A 19,373-nucleotide genomic window follows, 5' to 3' on the forward strand; every position below is an offset into this window, starting at 1 on the left:
TTCCCTCCGTCTGTCCGTCCATCCATCCATTCATTCATCACCACCACCACCCCAAGGAGACTCCACCCATGTCCATTGCCACCACCCCGCAGCGCAGCTTTCCCAAGATCACCGACAGCGGCCTCGATGAATTGCGCGAGCGCATCGGCATCAAGATCGGCCAGACCGCCGAGCCCTGGTGCCACGAGGCCACGCGCGACAACATCCGCCACTACGCGCACGGCATCGGCGACGACAACCCCCTGTGGTGCGACCCCGACTACGCGGCCAGGAGCCACTACGGCGGCATCGTCGCGCTGCCCAGCTTCCTGTTCGCCACAAGCCGCATCGTGTCGGGCTATGTGGGCGGCCTGCCGGGCGTGCACGCCATGTGGTCGGGTGCGGACTGGACCTGGCACAAGCCCGTGCGCCGCAACGACGTGATCTCGACCGAGGCCTCGCTCAAGGACCTGATCGAGCACCAGACGCGTTTTGCCGGCCGGGCCATCCAGCAGATCTACCACGTGGACTTCTTCAACCAGGACGGCGACAAGGTGGCCGAGGCCGACAGCTGGTGCTTTCGCACCGAGCGCGACCATGCGCGGGAGCAGGGCAGCAAATACCAGAACGTGCGCGAACGCGGCCCGCGCCAGTACACCGACGAAGAGTTGAACGAGGCCTACAAGCTCTACCGCAACGAGGAAGTGCGCGGCGCCACGCCCCGCTACTGGGACGACGTGAACGTGGGCGACGAGCTGCCCACCATGTTCAAGGGGCCGATGACCGTGACCGGCTTCATCGCTTACGCGCAGGGCTGGGGCGGCCTGTACATCCGCGCCAACAAGCTGGCCTGGAAGCTGATCGACGCGCACCCGGGCGTGGGCATCAAGAACCGCTTCGGCATCCCGGACGTGCCCGAGCGCGTGCACTGGGAAGAAGACTTCGCGCTCGAAGTGGGCGCGCCCGGCGCGTACGACTACGGCCCCGAGCGCACCTCGTGGCTCACGCACCACCTCACCAACTGGATGGGCGACACGGGTTTCCTGCACAAGGCCAGCTGCAAGATTCGCCGCCACAACCCCGAGGGCGACATGCTCTTCATCAAGGGCAAGGTCACGCGCAAGTTCGAGGAGGGCGGCAAGCACCTGGTCGAGATCGCACAGGAGGCGCACAACCAGGACGGCGAGCTGTCGGTGCTTGGCGGTGGCGTGGTGGTGTTGCCCCGCCGCGGGTGAATAGCAGCATGACAAGCTTCAGCGCCCCGGCGCTGGAAGGCCTGCGGGTGGTGGACCTCACCCGCGTGCTCGCAGGCCCCCTATGCACCCAGATGCTCGCCGACAATGGCGCCCAGGTGGTCAAGATCGAGCCGCCAGGGGGCGACGAGACCCGGCACCTCGGACCGCCATACGACGACATGGGCCACTCCGCGTACTTCGCCGCGCTGAACCGGGGCAAGAAGGCCATCAGCCTGGACCTGAGCCAGCCCGACGCGCACGAGGTGCTGCACCGCCTGCTGCGGGATGCCGATGTGCTGGTGGAGAACTTCCTGCCCGGCACCATGGAGAAATGGGGCCTGGGCTACGAAGACGTGCTGGCCGAACGCTACCCGCGCCTCATCTACTGCGCCATCTCGGGCTTTGGCCGCGACGGGCCGCTGGGCGGCCTGCCAGGCTACGACGCGGTGCTGCAGGCGCAGTGCGGCCTGATGAGCATCAACGGCGAATCGGCCACGGGCGCCACGCGCATGGGCATTCCCATCGTGGACCATCTGACGGGCTATGTGGCGCTCACCGGCATCCTCATGGCCCTGTGCAGCCGGCACAAAAGCGGTGCCGGGCAGCGGGTGGAGGCCACGCTCTACGACACGGCGCTGAGCCTGCTGCTGCCGCATGCATCGAACTGGTTCGCGTCGAAGAAGGCCCCGGGCCTGCTGGGCAGCGCGCACCCCAACATCGCCCCGTACGACAAGTTCAGGGCGCGCGACGGGCATGTGTTCATCGGCATCCTCAACGATGGCCAGTTCCGCCGTTTCAGCCAGCACATCGGGTGCCCGGGCCTGCCCGAGGATCCCCGGTTCCACGCCAACGCAGACCGCATCGCGCACCGCCAGGCGCTCAAGGACATCATCGAGTCCGCGATTGCCGCGCAAGACTGCGAGCCGCTGTGCGAGGCGCTGATGCGTGTGGGGGTGCCCGCCGGGGTGGTGAACGACGTGCCGCAGGCGCTGGCCCAGGCGCACTGCGCGCACCGGGAGATGGTCATCCGGCAGGGCGCGTTCACGGCGCTGCGTGGCCCGGCGCGGCTGTACGGCACCCCGGCACTGTCGGGAGCGCCGCCCCCGGCTTTCAGCCAGCATGCCGACGAGGTGCTGGCCGATCTCGGATTCAATGACGCCCAGAGGCGGGACCTGTATACCCGGGGTGTCGCGCGCACCCGCCCTCTCTGATCTGCAGAGCACAAAAAATAAAGGAGACAAGCATGCGAACCTTCGCTGCCATCATGACCGCTGCCAGTTTGCTGTGGGCGATGCCCGCTGCCCACGCGCAGGCCCAGCACCCCAGCTATCCCACCAAGCCCATCCGCATCATCGTGGCCTATGCCGCGGGGCAGGGCACCGATGTGGCCACCCGATTTTTGGGCGAGCAGCTCGGCCGGGAACTGGGCCAGCCCATCGTCGTCGAGAACAAGGCCGGTGCCGGTGGCAACCTGGGCACCGAGCTCGCGGCCCAGGCCCCAGGCGACGGCTACACCCTGACCATGGGCACCAACGCCACCCATGTGCTCAACCAGTTTCTCTATGCGAAGCTGGCCTTCGACCCCGAGAAGGATTTCGAACCCATCGCCATGGTGGGCACGTTTCCCATGGTGCTGGCGGTGGGGGCCAATGCCCCCCACCATTCCGTGGCGGAACTGCTCGAATCCGTGAAACGCGCCCCCCGCTCGGCCGACATCGCGATGCCCAGCACCTCGGCGCGCCTGGTGGTCGAGTTCCTGAAGGAGCGCTCGTCGGCACCGCTGTTCGGCGTGCCCTACAAAGGCTCGGGCAACGCGGTGACCGATGTGCTGGGTGGCCAGCTGCCGGCGGTCATCGACACGCCCCTGGCGCTGCGGCCCCACATCGCGGCCGGCAAGCTGCGTGCCATTGGCGTCACGTCGGCAACCGTCAGCAACCTGGCGCCCGGCGTGAAGCCCATCGCGGAGCAGGGCCATCCGGGTTTCGAGTTCGTGGCGTGGAACGCGCTGTATGCGCCCAGGGGCACGCCGGCGGCGGTGACCGGTGTTCTCAATGCGGCGGTCAACAAGGTGCTGGCCCGGCCCGAAGTGCGCCAGCGCCTGCTGGAACTGGGCTTCGAGCCCGCGGGGGGAACGGCCGCGGCCCTGATCGAGTTCGCCAGGAAGGAGCGCCAGCGCTGGGCGCCCATCATCAAGGCCGCGGGCATCCGCGCGGACTGACGCAAGGCTCCGCTCAGGAGCCCGCCTGGAACGTGCCCGGGAAGAGATTCCCGGGCACTTCGATGGTGGCGGGCACATAGCGCAATTGGGCGCGCATCAGCGGGGTGCCCCCCGTCCGGCCGCGCTCCTCGCACCAGGCCTCGATGGCCACACACGCATCCTCGCCGCTGCTGGACACCAGGCGGCCCGTGAACGTCACACATTGGCCCAGCCGGGGCCGGGCCAGCAGCGTGACGTCGGACAGCCCCACCAGCTCGACCGGCGCTCCAAAATGCTGCCCCGGCAGCACGGCCCCCGCGAGGTCCATGGTGGCCAGCAGCCAGCCCGTGGGCACCTGGCCGCTGGCATCGATGTCCGCGGGCATGGTGATGGTCTTGAGCAGGGTCTGTGCCGCCGCGGTACCGGGCGCCGGCATGGTCAGCTCCCGCCCAGCAGGCGAGACAGCTCGGCCGCCTCCCGCTGCATGACCTGGGCCAGCTGCTGCACCACGGCGGCACCCATCTGGCTGCTGAGCCCGACCACCACCAGGGTATGGACCAGCCGTCCGCCCGGCGCGAAGACGGGCACGGCCACGACCGTGATGCCGGCCATGAAGTTGTCGCGGTCCAGGCTCCAGCCCCGGGACCGCGTGAGCTCGACCTCCTTCTTCCAGGTGGTGTAGGTGGGGGCCTTGTCCCACACCACCCGGGCGAATTTCTCCTTGAGCGCGGGCCAGCTTTCGCCGCTGTAGGCCGCGATCAGCCGCCCCGTGGCGCTGACCAGCGTCTCGAACTGGCTGCCCACATCGGTGTGGACCCGAAACGGCTGGCTGGAGCGGGACAGCGCCAGCACCATCACCGTCTGGCGCGATGTGATCTCCACCCCCATGGCCGTTACGCCGAACTGCGCGGCCAGGCGGTCGAGCACCGGCTGCACCAGCTGCGTGAAGCCGCCGCCCTCCAGCACGCTGCGGGCCAGGCTGATCATGCCGGTGCCCAGCGCGTAGCGCTTGGTCGACGGGTCGAGCGTGACCAGGTCTTCGGCCACCAGCACCCGCAGGATGTGCAGGCAGGTGCTGGGCACCAGGTGCAAGGCTTCGGCCACCGTCTTCAGCGTGAGCGGCTGCTTGTGCTCGCCCAGCAGCCGCAGGATGGCGATGGAGCGTGTCACGGCGGGCACGGGGCGCACGCGCACGCCTTTGGTCGGCTTGGTGTCGGCGGGGGGCGGGGCGGGCTTGGAGCGGGAGGCCATGGGCGGGTTCTGGAGCTTCAAACCGGCAAGCGTAAACCCATTTGTGGCCGCGTCGGCTGCAGCGCCGTGGTGCGGCCGGGCGCCGAAGAGGGCCATCAGGCTGTGGTGGGCGGGAATGTCCAGGGCGCGCTCCTTGTCGGGGTACAAAGGAATTTCGGCCACGGCGTGGCGGCGGGCAGATGCCGGTGCGGGGCTGGCCGGCTTCATTTCATGGCTTTCATGAGCGCATGGGCCGTCAGCACCAGGCTCGCGCCCGCGCGCAGCTCGCCGCGCATGAAGACCAGGCTGCCGGTGCGCTCAATCACCTCGGCCCGCGCCTCGACGAACTGGCCGGGCCGCACCGGGCTCACGAAATGGGAATCGAGCTGCAGCGTGACGCAGGGGCTGCGGCCGCAGGCTTCCCAGGCCACGGCGCTGAGGGCGTGGTCCATCAGGGTCATCAGCGCGCCGCCGTGGGCCGCCCCCGCGGGGTTGAGGTGCTGCGGTCCGACCGCGAAGCCATAGGCCCAGCCATGGTCTTCCCGCTGGGCCCACAGCGGCCCCGCGTGCTGGATGAAGCCGGCCAGGCTGCGCGCCTTCCAGCCCGTGCCTGGGGGAGAGAGGGTATCGGGCAATGTGAACTCCTCGCACCTGTCTGCAGGGCAGGTGGTGGAGGCAAATTGTACTTTCGAAAATAAATTGTATTAGTACAAATACCTTGGGCTTGAAGCTGCCCGGCCTGCGCGCCCATCCGCAGGCCGGGCCCTAAGCCCTGGAGCCGGCCGGCGGAATGGGCCGGGCCGCAGGAATCGCCGGAGTCCCTCAGGGCAGCTGCACCGTGTCCGCCAGGTGCCCGTACACCGCCGCGATGCGCCGCAGGTGGCGCGACTCGGGGTGCGTGAGCAGCCACAGTCCGTTGTCGCACTCGGGCAGCGAGCCGGTGAGCGGGCGCAGGTCGCCGCGGCCCTGGGCCAGGAAGGTGGGCAACACGCCCACGCCCGCGCCCCGGGCCACCAGTTCCATCACGGTGAGCAGGCTGTTGACGCGGTAGGTGGGTTGCGCCCTGGGGTACTGCTTCTTGCGCCAGCGCACCGAGGGGTGGCCGGGCATGGAGTCGTCGGGCGCGACCCAGGCCGCGCGGCCCGCCTCCACGTCGGACAGTGCCAGCGGGTTCGAGGCTGCGGTGTACAGCGCCGAACGGATCATGCCCAGCTGCCGGCCCACCAGGTGTTGCGGCGGGCGCCTGGTGGCGCGCACGGCGATGTCGGTGTCGCGCCGCGTGAGGCTCACCAGTTCATTGCCCGCATGCAGCTCGTACACCAGGGCCGGGTGGCGGGGCTGCAGCACCTGCAGGGCGGGGGCGATGAGGCCCTGCAGGATGGTGTCGGTGGTGGAGATGCGCACCGTGCCCGAGACCTGCTCGGGCTGCGCCTGCGTGGCGGTGCGGGCGGCCTCCAGCGCGGCTTCCACGCGCTCGGCCTGCTCGGCCAGGGCCTGGGCCAGCTCCGAGGCGCGGTAGCCCGCGCGCGAGCGCTCGAACAGCGGCTGGCCCAGCCCGCGCTCGATGCGCTGGATGGCGCGGAACACGGTGGACGCATCCACGCCCAGCCGCTCACCGGCCGCCGCCAGCGTGCCGGTGCGCACCATGGCCAGCAGCACCTCCAGCTCGGCGGCGCCCAGGCGGTATTGCGATGATGCAATGGATGTTTTCATGGATGCGTATTTTGTTTGCGTAAATGCAATCATAAATTCTGCCTGTCGCCCGTGCCACCGCTGTGTGCAGCGGCGATGCTCCCAACCCCTTTTTGCACAGAAAGCCCGCCACTGCCATGAAGCTCTACTACGCCCCCGGCGCCTGCTCGCTCGCCGTCCACATCGCGCTGCGCGAGGTCGGCGTCCCCTTCGACCTGACCAAGGTGGACCTGGCGCACCACACCACCGAGGCGGGTGCCAGCTACCTCGACATCTCCCCGCGCGGCTACGTGCCCTTGCTGGAGCTGGACGACCAGTCGCGCCACACCGAGGGCGCGGCGCTGTTGCAGTACGTGGCCGACCTGGACCCGGCGCAGGCGCTGATCGGCAAGCCCGGCTCGCGCGAGCGCCTGGCCGTGCTGGAGTGGCTCACCTTCGTCAGCACCGAGCTGCACAAGGGCTTCAGCCCCTGGCTGTGGCACAAGGAAACGGCCGAGTCCACGCGGCAGGCGGCCAAGGCCAAGCTGGCCGCGCGTTTTGCGGAGCTGGATGCCGTGCTCTCGCGCAGCGACTTCCTGGCAGGCGCGTACAGCGTGGCCGATGCGTATGGCTTCACCATCGTCAACTGGGCCCACCTGCTGGGCATGCCGCTCACGGCCTACCCGCATCTGCAGGCCTGGATGGCACGCGTGGCGGCCCGCCCGCAGGTGCAGGCCGCGCTGCGCGCCGAGGGGCTGGCACCGTGAGCGCAGCAGCGGCTGGCGCGCCCGCGCTCACGCTGGTCTCGCACGCGCTGTGCCCGTATGTGCAGCGCGTGGCCATCGTGCTGCGCGAGAAGGGCCTGGCGTTCGAGCGCCGCACCATCGACCTCGCCCACAAGCCCGACTGGTTCCTGGCCCTCTCGCCGCTGGGCAAGACGCCGGTATTGCAGGTGCGCGGCCAGAGCCTGTTCGAGTCGGCGGTGATCTGCGAGTACCTGGACGAGGTGGCCATGCCCGCGCTGCACCCGCAGGACCCGCTGCAGCGCGCCCGCCACCGTGCGTGGATGGAATTTGGCTCCACGGTGCTCAACACCATCGGCGCTTTTTACGCCGCGCCGGATGAAGCCGCGCTGCGGGCCCGCGCGCAGGAGCTGCGCGGCCGCTTCGTGCAGCTCGAAGAAGCGCTGGGTGCGTTCAGCGGCGCGGGGCCGTACTTTGCGGGACCGGATTTCGGCATGGTGGATGTGGTGTTCGGCCCCGTGTTCCGGTACTTCGACGTCATCGACACGTTGCCGGGCGTGGACGGCCTGGGTCTCTGGCAAGGCTTGCCACGTGTGCTGCGCTGGCGCACAGCGCTGGCCGCGCGCGCCTCGGTGCAGCAGGCCGTCAGTGCGGACTATGCCGAAGGGCTGCGTGTGTTCCTGCGGGCGCGCGACTCGGCACTGTCGCGCCGCATGGATGCGGTGACGGCGTAGCTGCCTCGATTCAATCGGCCCAGGTGCCCGGCGCCAGCCCGTCGAGCGTGTAGGGCCCGATGGCCGCGCGGATCAGCCGCAGCGTGGGGTGGCCCACGGCGGCCGTCATGCGCCGCACCTGGCGGTTGCGGCCTTCGCGGATGATGAGTTCGATCCACGCGGTGGGGATGGCCTTGCGCTCGCGGATGGGCGGGTTGCGCGCCCACACGGCAGGCGCGGGCGCCAGCAGGCGCGCGCGGGCGGGCAGGGTGGGGCCGTCGTTCAGCACCACGCCGCTGCGCAGCGCGGCCAGCGCGGCTTCGCCCGGGATGCCTTCCACCTGCACCCAGTAGGTCTTCTCCATCTTGAAGCGCGGGTCGGCAATGCGGGCCTGCAACGGCCCGTCGTTGGTCAGCAGCAGCAGCCCTTCGCTGTCGGCATCCAGCCGCCCCGCCACATACACGCCGGGCAGGTCGACGTAGTCCTTCAGGCCCTGCCACTTGCCTTCGGCGGTGAACTGGCTCAGCACGCCATAGGGTTTGTTGAAGCGGATCAGGCGCGAGGTCATGCGGGGAATTGTGTTTGAATGAAACTGGCCGCTGGCGCTTGTCCATCAAGCGCAATTAGCTATCAAAATAATAGCTATACGGGGACGAACAGCGCCGGGTCCACCATGGTGCGGTTGAGCATCACGCCCCAGTGCAGGTGCGGGCCGGTCACGCGGCCGGTGGCGCCCACCTTGCAGAACGCGTCGCCCGCGTTCACCACCTCGCCCACGCGCACGTCCTTGCTGCTGAGGTGGGCGTACACGGTGAGCAGGCCCCGGCCGTGGTCGAGCCACACCGTGCCGCCGCTGAAGAAGTAATCGCCCACGTCGATCACCCGGCCCGCCAGCGGCGCCACGATGGGCGTGCCCGTGGGCGCGGCGATGTCCATGCCGCTGTGCGGGTTGCGCGGCTGGCCGTTGAACACGCGCCGCAGCCCGAACGAGCTGGAGCGCCGCCCCGGCACCGGCACGCGCATGCGCAGCGATGCCGGCGCCTGGCCCGCGGGTTGCTCGGTGAAGGTGGCCATCACCTGGGCCTGGTGCTCGCGCTCGCGCTCGTAGCGCGCCTGGTCCTCGGGCGAGAGGTCCACTGTGCGCGGCGACACCTGCAGGTGCTGCTCCTTGTACTGCTTGTGCGCGACGGTGTAGTGCACCAGGCGCGGGCTGCCGCCGCCTTCGGCCAGCACGGTGATGAACGCATCGCCGGGCGCGGCGGCCAGCGGGATGCCCACGAGGGCGGTCCATTCGATGGCATCGCCCACCACCCGCAGCGGCACATCCACATCGCCCTGGCGCACCTGCGCCACCGGCCGCGTGGCCGCGGGCCCGAGCGACAGCCGCGCCACGCCCCCCGGCACCTGCAGCGCCTGGGGCCATACGGTGGGCGCGGGTGGCAAGGGCTTGGCGTGCAGCAGCCCCAGCATGGCGGGCTGCGCCAGAAGACCCGCCGCTCCCACCAGGGCGCTGCGACGGTTGATGGGGAGGGCGGGGTGGACGAGGGCAGGGCGGGCAGATTCAGACACGGCAGGGCAGGGATAAAAAGCGCAGTGGTGTGTGTTTGGGGAGACGGTGCGATGCGGCCGCTGTCGCGACCCGCACCAGCGATTGTGCCCCCGGTGTTGGCGGTGTCCGCCTACATTGCTCCGCCGGGCCGCCACCTACCATCGCGCCATGCCGAAAGCCGCCCACCGCCGCCGCCCTTCCACCCTGCTCACGGTTTTTCTCACGGTCCTGGCCACGGGCGCGCTGGTGTTGCTGGCGCTCAACTTCACGGCCGGCGAGAAGAAGGTGCAGCAACAACTGCCGCGCCTGTACAGCACCGCCCACCCGCAGTTCGAACGCGCGCTGGGCAGCCTGCTGGGCCCGGGCATCGTGGGCGGCAATGCGGTGACCGAGCTGCTCAACGGCGACCAGATCTTTCCGCCCATGCTGGCCGCCATCCAGGCGGCGCAAAAAAGCGTCACGTTCGAGACGTACATCTACTGGTCGGGCGACATCGGCAAGCAGTTTGCCGACGCCCTGAGCGAGCGCGCCCGCGCCGGCGTGCCGGTGCATGTGCTGCTCGACTGGGTGGGCAGTGCCAAGATGGAAGAGAGCTACCTGGCCGAGATGAAAGAGGCCGGGGTACAGATCGAGAAATTCCACAAGCCCCATTGGTACAACCTGGCGCGCCTGAACAACCGCACCCACCGCAAGCTGCTGGTGGCGGACGGGCAGGTGGCGTTCACCGGTGGCGTGGGCATAGCGCCCGAGTGGACGGGCCACGCGCAAGACCCCGACCACTGGCGCGACTCGCACTACCTGGTGCGCGGCCCCGCCGTGGCGCAGATGCAGGCCACATTTCTGGACAACTGGCTCAAGGTCACCGGCAAGGTGCTGCATGGCGAGGCGTACTTCCCGGCCATCGCGCCGGCGGGCACGCAAAAGGCGCAGATGTTCTCCAGCTCGCCTTCGAGCGGCAGCGAGAGCATGCAGCTCATGTACCACCTGGCCATCACGGCGGCCGAGCGCAGCATCGACCTGTCGGTGGCGTACTTCGTGCCCGATGAACTGACCCGCAAGTTGCTGATGGACGCCCTGGCGCGCGGCGTGCGCGTGCGCCTGGTCACCCCCGGCGAACACACCGACACCGAGACGGTGAAAGCCGCATCCCGCGCCACCTGGGGCGAGCTGCTGCAGGCCGGGGCCGAGATCTATGAGTACACGCCCACCATGTACCACTGCAAGGTCATGATCGTGGACCAGCTGCTGGTGTCGGTGGGCTCCACCAATTTCGACAACCGCTCGTTCCGCCTGAACGACGAGGCCAACCTCAACGTGTACGACACGGCATTCGCCAGGCGCCAGACAGCGGTGTTTGAAGACGACATCCGGCGGTCACGCCGCGTGACGTACGAGGCCTGGCGGGACCGCCCGCTGCGGGAGAAGGCGCACGAGAAACTGACGGGCTGGCTGCGTTCGCAGCTGTAACGGTGCTTGAGTGAAATAGGGCGCCAGCGCTCATGGTGAAAGCGCCGGCCGCTATCAAAAGTGTAGTTCTCTGCTTTGAATGCGGGGTGGGGCGGGGGCTCCCCACGCCGGCATTGCCCCCTGTCCCACCGCTCAGTGCGTCACAAACTCGTACGTCACCGCTTCGCTGTCCACCATGTCGAGGATGTCGTCCAGCACGTTCTCGTCGTCGGTGCTGGCCCACAGGTCCTCGGGGTCGGCCGCAAACAGCGGCTCGATGGCGATGTCCATGTACTTGCCATCGGGCAGCTTGATGACGGGCGTGCCCTCGGAGGTATCGGCCAGCTCCCAGTCATCGGGCACGGTCATTTCGAGTTGGATGGTGACGTTGAGTTTTTTCATGGCGAGTCCTTGTTGCTGAACCGGGCAGGGTAACCGAGTTTGACAAGAAATGGGCGTGTAGCGCTTGTTGGACAAGCGTAATATGCTATAAAAAATAGAGCATGGGCCGTGGACGGAGCCTGAGTATGCCGGCCCCTGCGCGGTGCGGGCCTGCATGGCACGCCGCTTGCGACGCTGGGGTGTTGTGCAAACGCTGCCGTCAACGCGCATCCATGCACGCGTGCAATGCCCGTCCTGCGCCGCTGGCACCACCCCGGATGAACGCCCCTGGCTTTTGCCCGCGGGCCTGCTGTAATGTTTGCGGCGACGGGGTGTGCCGGCCGCTGCGGCCCGCGTGGCCGGTGCACCGTGCTGCCACACCCTTCGCCAAGCCACCTTTCACCCACTGGAGAACCTCGAAATGATCCCCAAGAAAATCCTCGCCCTTGCCGCAGCCGCCGTGGTGGCCAGCCTTGCCTTCAGCCAGGCCGCGCAGGCCGGCCCCCGGCTCGACAAGATCATGGAGGCCAAGGTCATCCGCGTGGGCACGCCCGGCGACTACCGCCCGTTTGCCATGAAGACCGACGCGGGCTACTCGGGCCATGACATCGACGTGATCGAGACCATGGCCAAGGAGCTGGGTGTGAAGATCGAATACGTGCCCACCACCTGGCCCAACCTGGTGAAGGACCTGCAGGGCGACAGGTTCGATGTGGCGGTGGGCGGCATCACGCGCAACGTCAACCGCATGCGCATCTTTGACATGCTGCCCGGCTACGCACCCTTCGGCAAGGTGGCCCTGGTGCGCGCGGCCGACAAGGCCAAATACACCAGCGTGGACGCGATGAACCAGCCCACGGTGCGTGTCATCAAGAACCCCGGGGGCACCAACGAAACCTATGTGCTGGCCAACCTGAAAACAGCCCAGGTCAGCACGCACGACAAGAACGCCGAGATCCCCGCGCTGATCGCCGAGGGCAAGGGCGACGTGATGATCACCGAGACGTACGAGGCCCTGCACTATGCCAAGGCCGACCCGCGCCTGCACGCCGCGTTCGTGGATGCACCGCTCACGCTCAAGAACTACCTGGGCTTCATGCTGCCCACCGACGATGCCGACTATGTGCGCGTGATGGGCTTCGTGTGGGGCCTGGTGGACAGCCGGGGCGCCATCAAGCAAGCCGCCGACAAGTGGCTGAAGTGAAGTGATGTGATGTGAATTGAGGGATGGGGAGGGGCTGGGGCGGCGGGCGCGTGGCGCGGCACCGCCTGCCGGTGCGCCGCCGTTCACCCCGCCGCCGGGGCCGTGTGCATGGCCCGGCCGGCACCGATTTACTCCGCCGGAATCTCCGGCTCCACCAGCAGCGCCAGCAGCTGCAGCGACTCCTGCCAGCCCAGGTAGCACGCCTCGGCGGGGATCACGGCAGGAATGCCCGCCTGCACGATGGACACCTCGGTGCCCACGATCACTTTTTTCAGCTGGATGGTGGTGCGCATCTCGCCCGGCAGGTTGGGGTCGTCGAACCGGTCGGTGTGCACGATGCGCTCGCCCGGCACCAGCTCCACATACTCGCCACCAAACGCATGCGTCTGGCCGTTGCTGAAGTTGGTGAACTGCATGCGGTAAGTGCCGCCCACGCGGGCATCCAGGCTCAGCACCCGGCCGGTGAACCCATGGGGCGGCAGCCACTTGCACATGGCGTCGGGGTCCAGGAACGCGCGGTAGATGCGCTCGGCCGGTGCGCGCAGCACGCGGTGCAGGGTGACGGTGCCTGTGGGGGTGGTGTTGGTGGTCATGCTGGGGTCTCCTTGGGGGTGGACATCAGGGTGGATGAAGGCGTGAGCCGCTCAACCATATCGCTCATTCAACGTGTTCACACCCTGACGACGAACGGGCCCGCGCGTTTTCGACAAGCCGCCGCTGCCACCGCGGTTTTTTTTCGTTTCAGGCGGAAACCATGCGGGCCCCAAAACTCTCGCTGCCCTGGGCCCAGGCCAGCAGCCGGTCGATGTTGGGGTGCTTGCCCGGGAAGGCCTGCGCGTCGGCCACATGCTCGGCGTACCACTCCAGCCCCAGGGTGGCGGCCGCGGGCGTGATGCGGCCGCCATACAGCGCCGCCAGCGCGGCATACACGGCCAGCGAACCCGTCTGGCCGGGCTTGTTCTCGATGGTGGCCAGCACCTGGCCGCCCGCGCCCAGCAGGTGCAGGGCGGCGAGGTGGCTTGTGGAAGGAAGCTGCTGAAGGCGGTTTGCGAAATTCATGGGCAAGGACAAAGGGTGGGTGCCACGGGCGGATTCCCCGGCCCGCAGCGAATGGATGGATCGTGTGGGCCCGCATTGTCGTGCCACCCGGTGGGTCGCACAAACGATCCCGTGTCCCGCGCAGCGCGCCTGAATCTTTTTACGAAGGATTGACCAATTCATAGCTGTTTGGTTATTATTCGTTATCCATAACCAATGAGTTATATCCTGTGAAATCCCCTGAAGACCTGACCTTCGCGGCGTTGTCGGACCCCACGCGCCGTTCCATCTTCCAGCAGCTGTCCCGGGAGGGGCAGCAGACCGTGAATGTGCTGACGGGGCATTCCCACATTTCGCAACCTGCGGTGTCCAAGCACCTGGCCGTGCTCAAGCGCGCGGGGCTGGTGGAAGACCGCCGTGCCGGGCGCGAAACCTACTACCAGGTGCGGCGCGAAGGGTTGGCGCCCCTGGTGGACTGGATGAGCGTCTATGCCGGCTTCTGGAACCAGCGCCTGGATGACCTGGAGAACCTGCTCGGACGCATGGACCAATGACTGCGCAACTCCACTCCAGCAAAGACACCATGCAGAACCGCCATCACCGTTCCAGCCCCGAGGCTGCCGTCGCGCTCACCTTGCAGGCGGTGTGCCATGGCTGACGCAACCCGATCCCATGGCCCCACCCCCACGGCGCAAGGCACCCGGTCCCTGGTGTTCGAGCGGCAGCTACCCCACCCGCGTGAGAAGGTCTGGCGCGCGCTCACCCAGTCCTGGCTGATGCAGGAGTGGCTCATACCAAACGACTTCGTGGCCGAGGTGGGGCACCGCTTCACGGTGCGCGCGCAGCCGCTGCCGGGCTGGTCGGGCGTGACGCACTGCGAGGTGACCCTGGTGGAGGAACCCAGCCAGCTCGCCTACCGCTGGGGCAACGGCACCGAGTCGGCCAATGGGCTCATCACCCACATCACCTGGACCTTGCAGGAGCACGGCGGCGGCACGCTGCTGCGCATGGAGCAGGCGGGTTTCCGGCCCAACGATGGCATCAGCTTCGAGCGCATGGGCGGCTTGTGGCCGCGCATTCTGGAGCGCCTGGAGCAGGTGGTGCACAGCCGCGAAGGCCCCTAACGCCAGCCTGCCACGGCCTAGCCAACCTCCCTCATATCCCTCACCCACAGTTTCTCAACCCATGAACTCAAGCATGAACATGACCCTGACGACGCCCACTCTCCAACCCACCCGCGCCCCTGGTGTGCGCATTGCCATCGTCTTTCACAGCGGCTATGGCCACACGGCCCGGCAGGCCCAGGCCGTGAAAGAAGGCGTGGCGCAGGTGGAGGGCACCGAGCCCCTCCTGATGACGGTGGAAGAAGCGCCCTCACGGTGGAATGACCTCGCGTCCGCCGACGCCATCATCTTCGGCGCGCCCACCTATGTCGCCAGCGCCTCGTCGCAGTTCAAGGCCTTCCAGGAAGCCACGTCCAACGTGGTCATGGCCAAAGGCCTCGGCTGGAAGGACAAGATCGCCGCGGGCTTCACCAACTCCGGCTCGCGCTCGGGGGACAAGCTTTCCACCCTGATGCAGATGGCCCTGTTCGCCGCGCAGCACGGCATGCACTGGGTGAACCTGGCGCTGCCCCCGGGCAACTGCTCGTCCACCGGGTCGGAGGAAGACCTGAACCGCCTGGGCTTCTGGCTGGGCGCCGCCGCGCAGTCCAACACCGACCAGGGTGCCGACGTGGTGCCGCCAGAGGCAGACCTGGCCACGGCGCGGTACCTGGGGGAACGCGTGGCCCACACCACGCTGCAGTTTGTGCGGGGGCGTGTGCACTGAGGCTGGCTTGTGGCCTTCCGGCCAGCGCGCTGAGATTTCAGTGAAATGGGCTGCTGGCGCTGGATGGATAAGCGCTGGCAGCTATCAAAACTGAAGCGCAACCGATTCCAGGAAGAAAGACGCACCGGCCCCTGCGCGCGCGGGCACCGGTTCAGGCCTGCCACACCCCAAACCCCGCCGAGCGCAGGTCGATGCCGATCTCGATCTCCCGGTCCACCGCGTCTTCGTAGCTCATGGGGTTGAAGCCTTCGTACAGGTCGGGCAGCAGGCGCAGGCCGTACTGCTGTACAAACCGGTTCGCCTGGATGCCTGCCTTGTGCTTGTCGAACCGCACGTCCGGGTCCAGGCCCGTCATGCCCACGTACACGCAGGGTTTGCCGTCGATGTAGCCGGGGTTGTTCTTGCGAAAGCGGGGCTCGTTCAGCACGTCCTTCGAAAGCTCGACGACATAGACGTGGTGGTGGAGTTTGCGGCGGGGCATGGAGCGACAGGAGGAAAAAAGAACCACCGGCGCAGCGGGAACACGCGCAGGCAGCGCCGGCAAGCGTAGCAAAACCCGGCGCATTGCTGGCGCGGATGCTCCGGCACTGCCCAATTTTGCGCCTTTTAAAACCAAAAAGAATATTAATTCAAATTCAAATGCGAATTGATATATACTGAGTGGGTTGCAGTCACGGCCCTTGACGCGTGCCGTCACCGCAACGCCTGCTCTGTGGCGGCCATCCGCCCCAGGCCAGCCGCCTTTTGCGACCCTTGTCGCCCAGTGGATCTGTAGAGCTGCAGCCCACCGAGCCCCTCGATGCTCACGCAGGTCGATTTCCAAGCCTGCGATCCTGAATGAACCAGATTTCAAAGACCGCCATTTCCATGGGCCAGTACGTCGTTTCGCCCGCGACACACCCGACCGACTGCGGCCGCTTCCGCGCCTCCTTCTCGGTCCATCGTTCCCAAGGCAACGGCAGCTACTGCCGTGTCTTCCGTTTCGACAAAGCCTTTGCCTCGCGCGAAGCCGCCCGGCTCTTTGCCGTTACCCAGGGCTGGCTGCAAACGTGCATGCCGCATCCCCCCGTGTGCTGATGGATGGCCTGCCCACCGCAGACCCCATCCACGCTTCCCCGTTGTGGCGGACATCCGGTCCGCACACCCTTGTCCCAACGGTGCGCCCTGCGTTGCGCGCCCTCCTTCAGAAAGGCTCCTCCATGAGCACCAAGATCTACGTGGGCAACCTGCCCTATTCCGTGACCGATTCCAGCCTGGAAAGCAACTTTGCCGAGTTTGGCCGGGTTTCCTCCGCCAAGGTCATGATGGACCGCGAGACCGGCCGCTCCAAGGGCTTCGGCTTTGTGGAAATGGCGTCCGCCGAAGTCGCCCAGGCCGCCATCACCGCGCTGCACGGCATGTCCGTCGATGGGCGCGCGATTGTCGTGAACCTCGCCCGCCCCCGCGAAGAGGGTGGCGGCTCGGGTGGCTACAGCGCGGGCGGCTACAGTGCCAGCAAGCGCTCGGACATCGGCTACGGCACGGGTGGCTACGGCGGCGGGCGCTACTGAACCCGGCAGCTTCCTCTGAAAAACCGGCTCCGCGGAGCCGGTTTTTTTTCGTCCCGGCCCAGCGGCATGGAGCCATCCACACAGCGGCGCGGGCCACCTTGCGCGCGCGGTGCACTGGGGCAGAATCCAGCCAGAAGCGAGTTGAAGAACGGCAAACCAGGAAAGCACATCATATGAAATCCATCCATTGGTTCTCGCTGGCTGCGCTCGTCCTGGGGCTGGCGCTGCTCTTCCTGGGGTCTTCAACCGCAGGCGGGGTCGTCCTGGGGCTTGCCTTCGCCGTGGAGCTGATTTGCTCCGCATTGACGGGAAAAAAGACGAACGACGGCACCCATTGATGTCCGCAAGGGGCGCGGAAGCGGCGCCCGCCCCTGAAGAAAAAATTGGCCGGCCCACCAATACCCGGGGTACCGCTTAACCTGGAGCGCCATCCGGCCGTGCATCGGACCATGGCGGCTCCACGATGGCCTGGCATCCACCCACACCTTCGGGCTGTTCGGGTTCAGGCTCTTGATGGAGCTTGCGGCCCGCGTCGTGCGGGGCGTCGAGGAACAGTCGGTCAGTCGTGCTTGCGCAAGTTGGTGTTGACGCCGCTGGCTTACCTGGACAACCTCCCCGCGCGTGCCAAGCTCGAGCGGTGCATCGAGGAGCGAGTGGCGGTGGTGTGCTCGGTTGGGGTTGGGGGATGTTCTGGCCGACGCGCCGGACTGAGCGTTTCGGCACTCACGCAAGCCTCGCCTGTTGGTTTCTTACGGGGGGCTTCCCACAGCGCCCAGCAACCGGGCGCTCACCTCGGCGGCATCGGGCGTGGCGAATTGCATGTTGTGCTGATCGGTCAGCGGGCCGTGGCCGGGTTCCATGCCACCGGCAGCGCTGTAGCCCATGGCCTTGAACTTCCAGACCCCGCCGACCAGCTTGAGCGAACCCACATGCGCGCCATCGGCGGTGTGCACTGACACCACCCCGGCGTTGAGCGGCAACAACTGCAAGGGGCCCGCCACCGGGCCGGCCGGCACGTGGGCGAAGGTGGGAGTGAACGTGGCCGACAAGGGCTGGGTGTGAGGCATGGCGGTGTTTGTACCGTAAAAGCGCGGCGCCCACCGCCTGGTGCCGTGCGGGGAATCGGCAGGCAGAAGTCTGTCTACGGCCAGAAGCTGCCGGTGGTGAATCGTGAAAGCGGACGCTCAATGAACTGAGCTAGCGGCCCGCAGAATGTTGGTTCGCTTGAGTGGTGGGTTAGACGCTGAAACGCTACTTTGTCTTCCGTTTTTGCTGACCAAATGGCCACCAACCTAGCAAAAAAAGTGGAAGGGACAGAAGTACCTTTAGTGCGGCATAGTCCGTTGCATCCAAGGTGGGGGCAGCGGCGGGCCCAACGATACCGCCTTGCTGAACATATTGCTCTCGATATTTCAGTAGCTCATCAGAGTTACATGCTGCAGGGCAACTGCATGCGATGCATTCCAAGGCTGCAGGGCTGTTCGATGCCCCGCAGGATAAGCAAGACCATTGATATTCAGGCATAGCTTCAACCCAATGTAGGTCGCGCCAATTCGCCGACCATATCTTTCGATAGTTTGGCTCATAACGGCCAGGATCGGACCTTCAATGCGTCAACCCAATTTTTCAGTCCAATGCGCCCCTTGACATATTTCTCTCTCGTATCAAACGGTTCACTAGTGCGGCACGGAGAACAAGATGTGATGGTTCCTTGGTGGAGCTTTACGAAGACAGTTCTAGCGGCAGCGTCTCTGTCACTGGTGCGTGATGGGATTGTTCGACTCGATGACGTAGTCCTTGAAGGTCCGTTCACGTTGCGTCAGCTGCTGAGACATGAAGCCGGGCTGGCTGACTACGGTGAACTTGTCGAGTACCACGCTGCCGTTGCTCGCGGCGATGCGCCCTGGCAGGCGGATGAAATGTTGCAACGCCTCGATGCCACGAGGTTGCGTTATGCCCCTGGAGTGGGGTGGCAGTATTCGAACGTCGGCTACTTGTACGTAGCGAGACTTATCGAGCGTGCGACAGGTCTCGCACTTGAGGAAGCGCTTATGCAACAAGCGTTGGCGCCCTTGGGCCTGCTGAGAGTTCGTAGCGCAAAGACGCCAGCTGACTTGGAAGGCGTGTGCATGGGGGCCATTTCGACTTATGACCCGAGATGGGTTTATCACGGCTTGCTTGTTGGCTCTCTCTCCGACGCTGCCCTCTTTCTAGACCGCCTGATGGCTGGACACCTTCTGCCTGATTTGCTGGTGCAGGAGATGCAAGCTGCACGCGCCCTTGGCGGACCTCTTCCTGGGCGCCCATGGAAGTCGCCGGCATACGGCCTCGGGCTGATGCAAGGCGTGTTGCATACGGGGCCGACATTGTGTGGGCACACCGGTGCTGGGCCGGGCAGCGTGGTGGCCGTCTATCGCAGAGCCAACGGTTCTAACACGGCGACTTGTGCTGTCTTTCACGCAGGTTCCGACGAAGGCCTTGCAGAGGAGGAGGTCGTCAAGCGGTTGTCGGCGTCCCTGAAGTCTGGTGATTGACGATGCGTGTCCTCTTAGCGTCTGCTTTCAAAAAGCGAATATGACAGCGTTGGGCCCCAAGCTGTCATCAGTC

At 66.8% G+C, this 19,373-nt stretch carries 26 protein-coding genes; 15 read left to right on the plus strand and 11 right to left on the minus strand.

Annotated features, from left to right (window positions below; genetic code table 11):
- Positions 1-74 precede the first annotated feature (74 nt).
- Genes AC07OD_RS00875 through AC07OD_RS00885 form a run of 3 tightly spaced genes read left to right on the plus strand, consistent with a single transcriptional unit; the run spans position 75 to position 3,432 of the window.
- Positions 75-1,214, plus strand: coding sequence for an FAS1-like dehydratase domain-containing protein (locus tag AC07OD_RS00875; protein ID WP_218294456.1), 1,140 nt, complete (start codon positions 75-77; stop codon positions 1,212-1,214).
- An 8-nt stretch (positions 1,215-1,222) separates the two neighbouring features.
- Positions 1,223-2,425 (plus strand): CaiB/BaiF CoA transferase family protein, encoded by a 1,203-nt coding sequence (locus AC07OD_RS00880; RefSeq protein ID WP_494594629.1) that lies wholly within the window; start codon positions 1,223-1,225, stop codon positions 2,423-2,425.
- A gap of 32 nt (positions 2,426-2,457) precedes the next feature.
- Positions 2,458-3,432: a Bug family tripartite tricarboxylate transporter substrate binding protein gene (locus AC07OD_RS00885; protein ID WP_494594631.1), complete on the plus strand. Its 975-nt coding sequence runs from the start codon at positions 2,458-2,460 to the stop codon at positions 3,430-3,432.
- 13 nt (positions 3,433-3,445) lie between these two features.
- On the opposite strand, the gene AC07OD_RS00890 is transcribed toward AC07OD_RS00885, so the two are convergent.
- The 4 genes from AC07OD_RS00890 to AC07OD_RS00905 all read right to left on the minus strand — a co-directional run bounded on the left by AC07OD_RS00890 (position 3,446) and on the right by AC07OD_RS00905 (position 6,354).
- Positions 3,446-3,847 carry a hypothetical protein gene (locus AC07OD_RS00890; protein ID WP_492254925.1) on the minus strand — a complete coding sequence of 134 codons (402 nt, stop codon included), beginning with the start codon at positions 3,845-3,847 and terminating at the stop codon, positions 3,446-3,448.
- A gap of 2 nt (positions 3,848-3,849) precedes the next feature.
- Positions 3,850-4,824: an IclR family transcriptional regulator gene (locus AC07OD_RS00895; protein ID WP_492255539.1), complete on the minus strand. Its 975-nt coding sequence runs from the start codon at positions 4,822-4,824 to the stop codon at positions 3,850-3,852.
- A gap of 41 nt (positions 4,825-4,865) precedes the next feature.
- Positions 4,866-5,276 (minus strand): PaaI family thioesterase, encoded by a 411-nt coding sequence (locus AC07OD_RS00900; RefSeq protein ID WP_218293992.1) that lies wholly within the window; start codon positions 5,274-5,276, stop codon positions 4,866-4,868.
- Between the two features lie 187 nt (positions 5,277-5,463).
- Complete coding sequence (locus AC07OD_RS00905; RefSeq protein WP_218293993.1) at positions 5,464-6,354, minus strand: LysR family transcriptional regulator; 891 nt, start codon at positions 6,352-6,354, stop codon at positions 5,464-5,466.
- Positions 6,355-6,470: 116 nt separating this feature from the next.
- Between AC07OD_RS00905 and gstA the strand changes: the two genes are divergently transcribed.
- Positions 6,471-7,079 carry a glutathione transferase GstA gene (gstA, locus tag AC07OD_RS00910; RefSeq protein ID WP_218293994.1) on the plus strand — a complete coding sequence of 203 codons (609 nt, stop codon included), beginning with the start codon at positions 6,471-6,473 and terminating at the stop codon, positions 7,077-7,079.
- Complete coding sequence (locus tag AC07OD_RS00915) at positions 7,076-7,789, plus strand: glutathione S-transferase family protein (RefSeq protein WP_494594634.1); 714 nt, start codon at positions 7,076-7,078, stop codon at positions 7,787-7,789. The genes gstA and AC07OD_RS00915 overlap by 4 nt, the downstream gene beginning before the upstream one ends.
- A 10-nt stretch (positions 7,790-7,799) precedes the next feature.
- Here AC07OD_RS00915 and AC07OD_RS00920 read toward each other — a convergent pair whose 3' ends face one another.
- Positions 7,800-8,336: a pseudouridine synthase gene (locus AC07OD_RS00920; RefSeq protein ID WP_494594636.1), complete on the minus strand. Its 537-nt coding sequence runs from the start codon at positions 8,334-8,336 to the stop codon at positions 7,800-7,802.
- A 74-nt stretch (positions 8,337-8,410) separates the two neighbouring features.
- Positions 8,411-9,337: a peptidoglycan DD-metalloendopeptidase family protein gene (locus AC07OD_RS00925; protein WP_494594638.1), complete on the minus strand. Its 927-nt coding sequence runs from the start codon at positions 9,335-9,337 to the stop codon at positions 8,411-8,413.
- Between the two features lie 148 nt (positions 9,338-9,485).
- Between AC07OD_RS00925 and AC07OD_RS00930 the strand changes: the two genes are divergently transcribed.
- Complete coding sequence (locus AC07OD_RS00930) at positions 9,486-10,784, plus strand: phospholipase D-like domain-containing protein (RefSeq protein WP_494594640.1); 1,299 nt, start codon at positions 9,486-9,488, stop codon at positions 10,782-10,784.
- A gap of 132 nt (positions 10,785-10,916) precedes the next feature.
- Here AC07OD_RS00930 and AC07OD_RS00935 read toward each other — a convergent pair whose 3' ends face one another.
- Entirely contained in the window at positions 10,917-11,165 is a 249-nt protein-coding gene (locus AC07OD_RS00935) for a hypothetical protein (RefSeq protein ID WP_494594641.1), read from the minus strand.
- 400 nt (positions 11,166-11,565) lie between these two features.
- Between AC07OD_RS00935 and AC07OD_RS00940 the strand changes: the two genes are divergently transcribed.
- Positions 11,566-12,348: a transporter substrate-binding domain-containing protein gene (locus AC07OD_RS00940; RefSeq protein WP_494594643.1), complete on the plus strand. Its 783-nt coding sequence runs from the start codon at positions 11,566-11,568 to the stop codon at positions 12,346-12,348.
- 128 nt (positions 12,349-12,476) lie between these two features.
- On the opposite strand, the gene AC07OD_RS00945 is transcribed toward AC07OD_RS00940, so the two are convergent.
- Positions 12,477-12,941, minus strand: a complete 465-nt coding sequence (locus tag AC07OD_RS00945; protein ID WP_218294001.1) for an SRPBCC family protein — start codon at positions 12,939-12,941, stop codon at positions 12,477-12,479.
- A gap of 148 nt (positions 12,942-13,089) precedes the next feature.
- A complete protein-coding gene (locus AC07OD_RS00950; RefSeq protein ID WP_494594646.1) occupies positions 13,090-13,407 on the minus strand; it encodes a DUF2322 family protein in 318 nt (105 codons plus the stop codon).
- A gap of 209 nt (positions 13,408-13,616) precedes the next feature.
- On the opposite strand from AC07OD_RS00950, the gene AC07OD_RS00955 reads away from it, so the two are divergent.
- From AC07OD_RS00955 to AC07OD_RS00965, 3 genes are all read left to right on the plus strand, one after another.
- The gene (locus AC07OD_RS00955) at positions 13,617-13,940 is read left to right on the plus strand and encodes an ArsR/SmtB family transcription factor (RefSeq protein ID WP_057272387.1); all 324 of its coding nucleotides are present in this window, start codon (positions 13,617-13,619) and stop codon (positions 13,938-13,940) included.
- A gap of 96 nt (positions 13,941-14,036) precedes the next feature.
- Entirely contained in the window at positions 14,037-14,510 is a 474-nt protein-coding gene (locus AC07OD_RS00960) for an SRPBCC family protein (RefSeq protein WP_494594648.1), read from the plus strand.
- Between the two features lie 79 nt (positions 14,511-14,589).
- Positions 14,590-15,216 carry a flavodoxin family protein gene (locus tag AC07OD_RS00965; protein WP_218294458.1) on the plus strand — a complete coding sequence of 209 codons (627 nt, stop codon included), beginning with the start codon at positions 14,590-14,592 and terminating at the stop codon, positions 15,214-15,216.
- A 151-nt stretch (positions 15,217-15,367) separates the two neighbouring features.
- Here AC07OD_RS00965 and AC07OD_RS00970 read toward each other — a convergent pair whose 3' ends face one another.
- The gene (locus tag AC07OD_RS00970) at positions 15,368-15,697 is read right to left on the minus strand and encodes a hypothetical protein (protein ID WP_218294004.1); all 330 of its coding nucleotides are present in this window, start codon (positions 15,695-15,697) and stop codon (positions 15,368-15,370) included.
- On the opposite strand from AC07OD_RS00970, the gene AC07OD_RS00975 reads away from it, so the two are divergent.
- The 4 genes from AC07OD_RS00975 (at position 15,696) to AC07OD_RS00990 (ending at position 17,104) form a co-directional block, all read left to right on the plus strand.
- Complete coding sequence (locus AC07OD_RS00975) at positions 15,696-15,866, plus strand: hypothetical protein (RefSeq protein ID WP_218340726.1); 171 nt, start codon at positions 15,696-15,698, stop codon at positions 15,864-15,866. The genes AC07OD_RS00970 and AC07OD_RS00975 overlap by 2 nt on opposite strands.
- A gap of 187 nt (positions 15,867-16,053) precedes the next feature.
- Entirely contained in the window at positions 16,054-16,293 is a 240-nt protein-coding gene (locus tag AC07OD_RS00980; protein WP_218294005.1) for a hypothetical protein, read from the plus strand.
- A gap of 122 nt (positions 16,294-16,415) precedes the next feature.
- A complete protein-coding gene (gene rbp / locus AC07OD_RS00985; RefSeq protein ID WP_218294006.1) occupies positions 16,416-16,766 on the plus strand; it encodes an RNA-binding regulator in 351 nt (116 codons plus the stop codon).
- 173 nt (positions 16,767-16,939) lie between these two features.
- Positions 16,940-17,104, plus strand: a complete 165-nt coding sequence (locus AC07OD_RS00990; protein WP_494594651.1) for a hypothetical protein — start codon at positions 16,940-16,942, stop codon at positions 17,102-17,104.
- A gap of 411 nt (positions 17,105-17,515) precedes the next feature.
- On the opposite strand, the gene AC07OD_RS00995 is transcribed toward AC07OD_RS00990, so the two are convergent.
- The gene (locus AC07OD_RS00995) at positions 17,516-17,833 is read right to left on the minus strand and encodes a hypothetical protein (protein ID WP_494594652.1); all 318 of its coding nucleotides are present in this window, start codon (positions 17,831-17,833) and stop codon (positions 17,516-17,518) included.
- Between the two features lie 636 nt (positions 17,834-18,469).
- On the opposite strand from AC07OD_RS00995, the gene AC07OD_RS01000 reads away from it, so the two are divergent.
- Positions 18,470-19,300 carry a serine hydrolase domain-containing protein gene (locus tag AC07OD_RS01000; RefSeq protein WP_494595113.1) on the plus strand — a complete coding sequence of 277 codons (831 nt, stop codon included), beginning with the start codon at positions 18,470-18,472 and terminating at the stop codon, positions 19,298-19,300.
- Positions 19,301-19,373: the final 73 nt, after the last annotated feature.

The organism is Acidovorax sp. GW821-FHT10E03, from assembly GCF_059415205.1.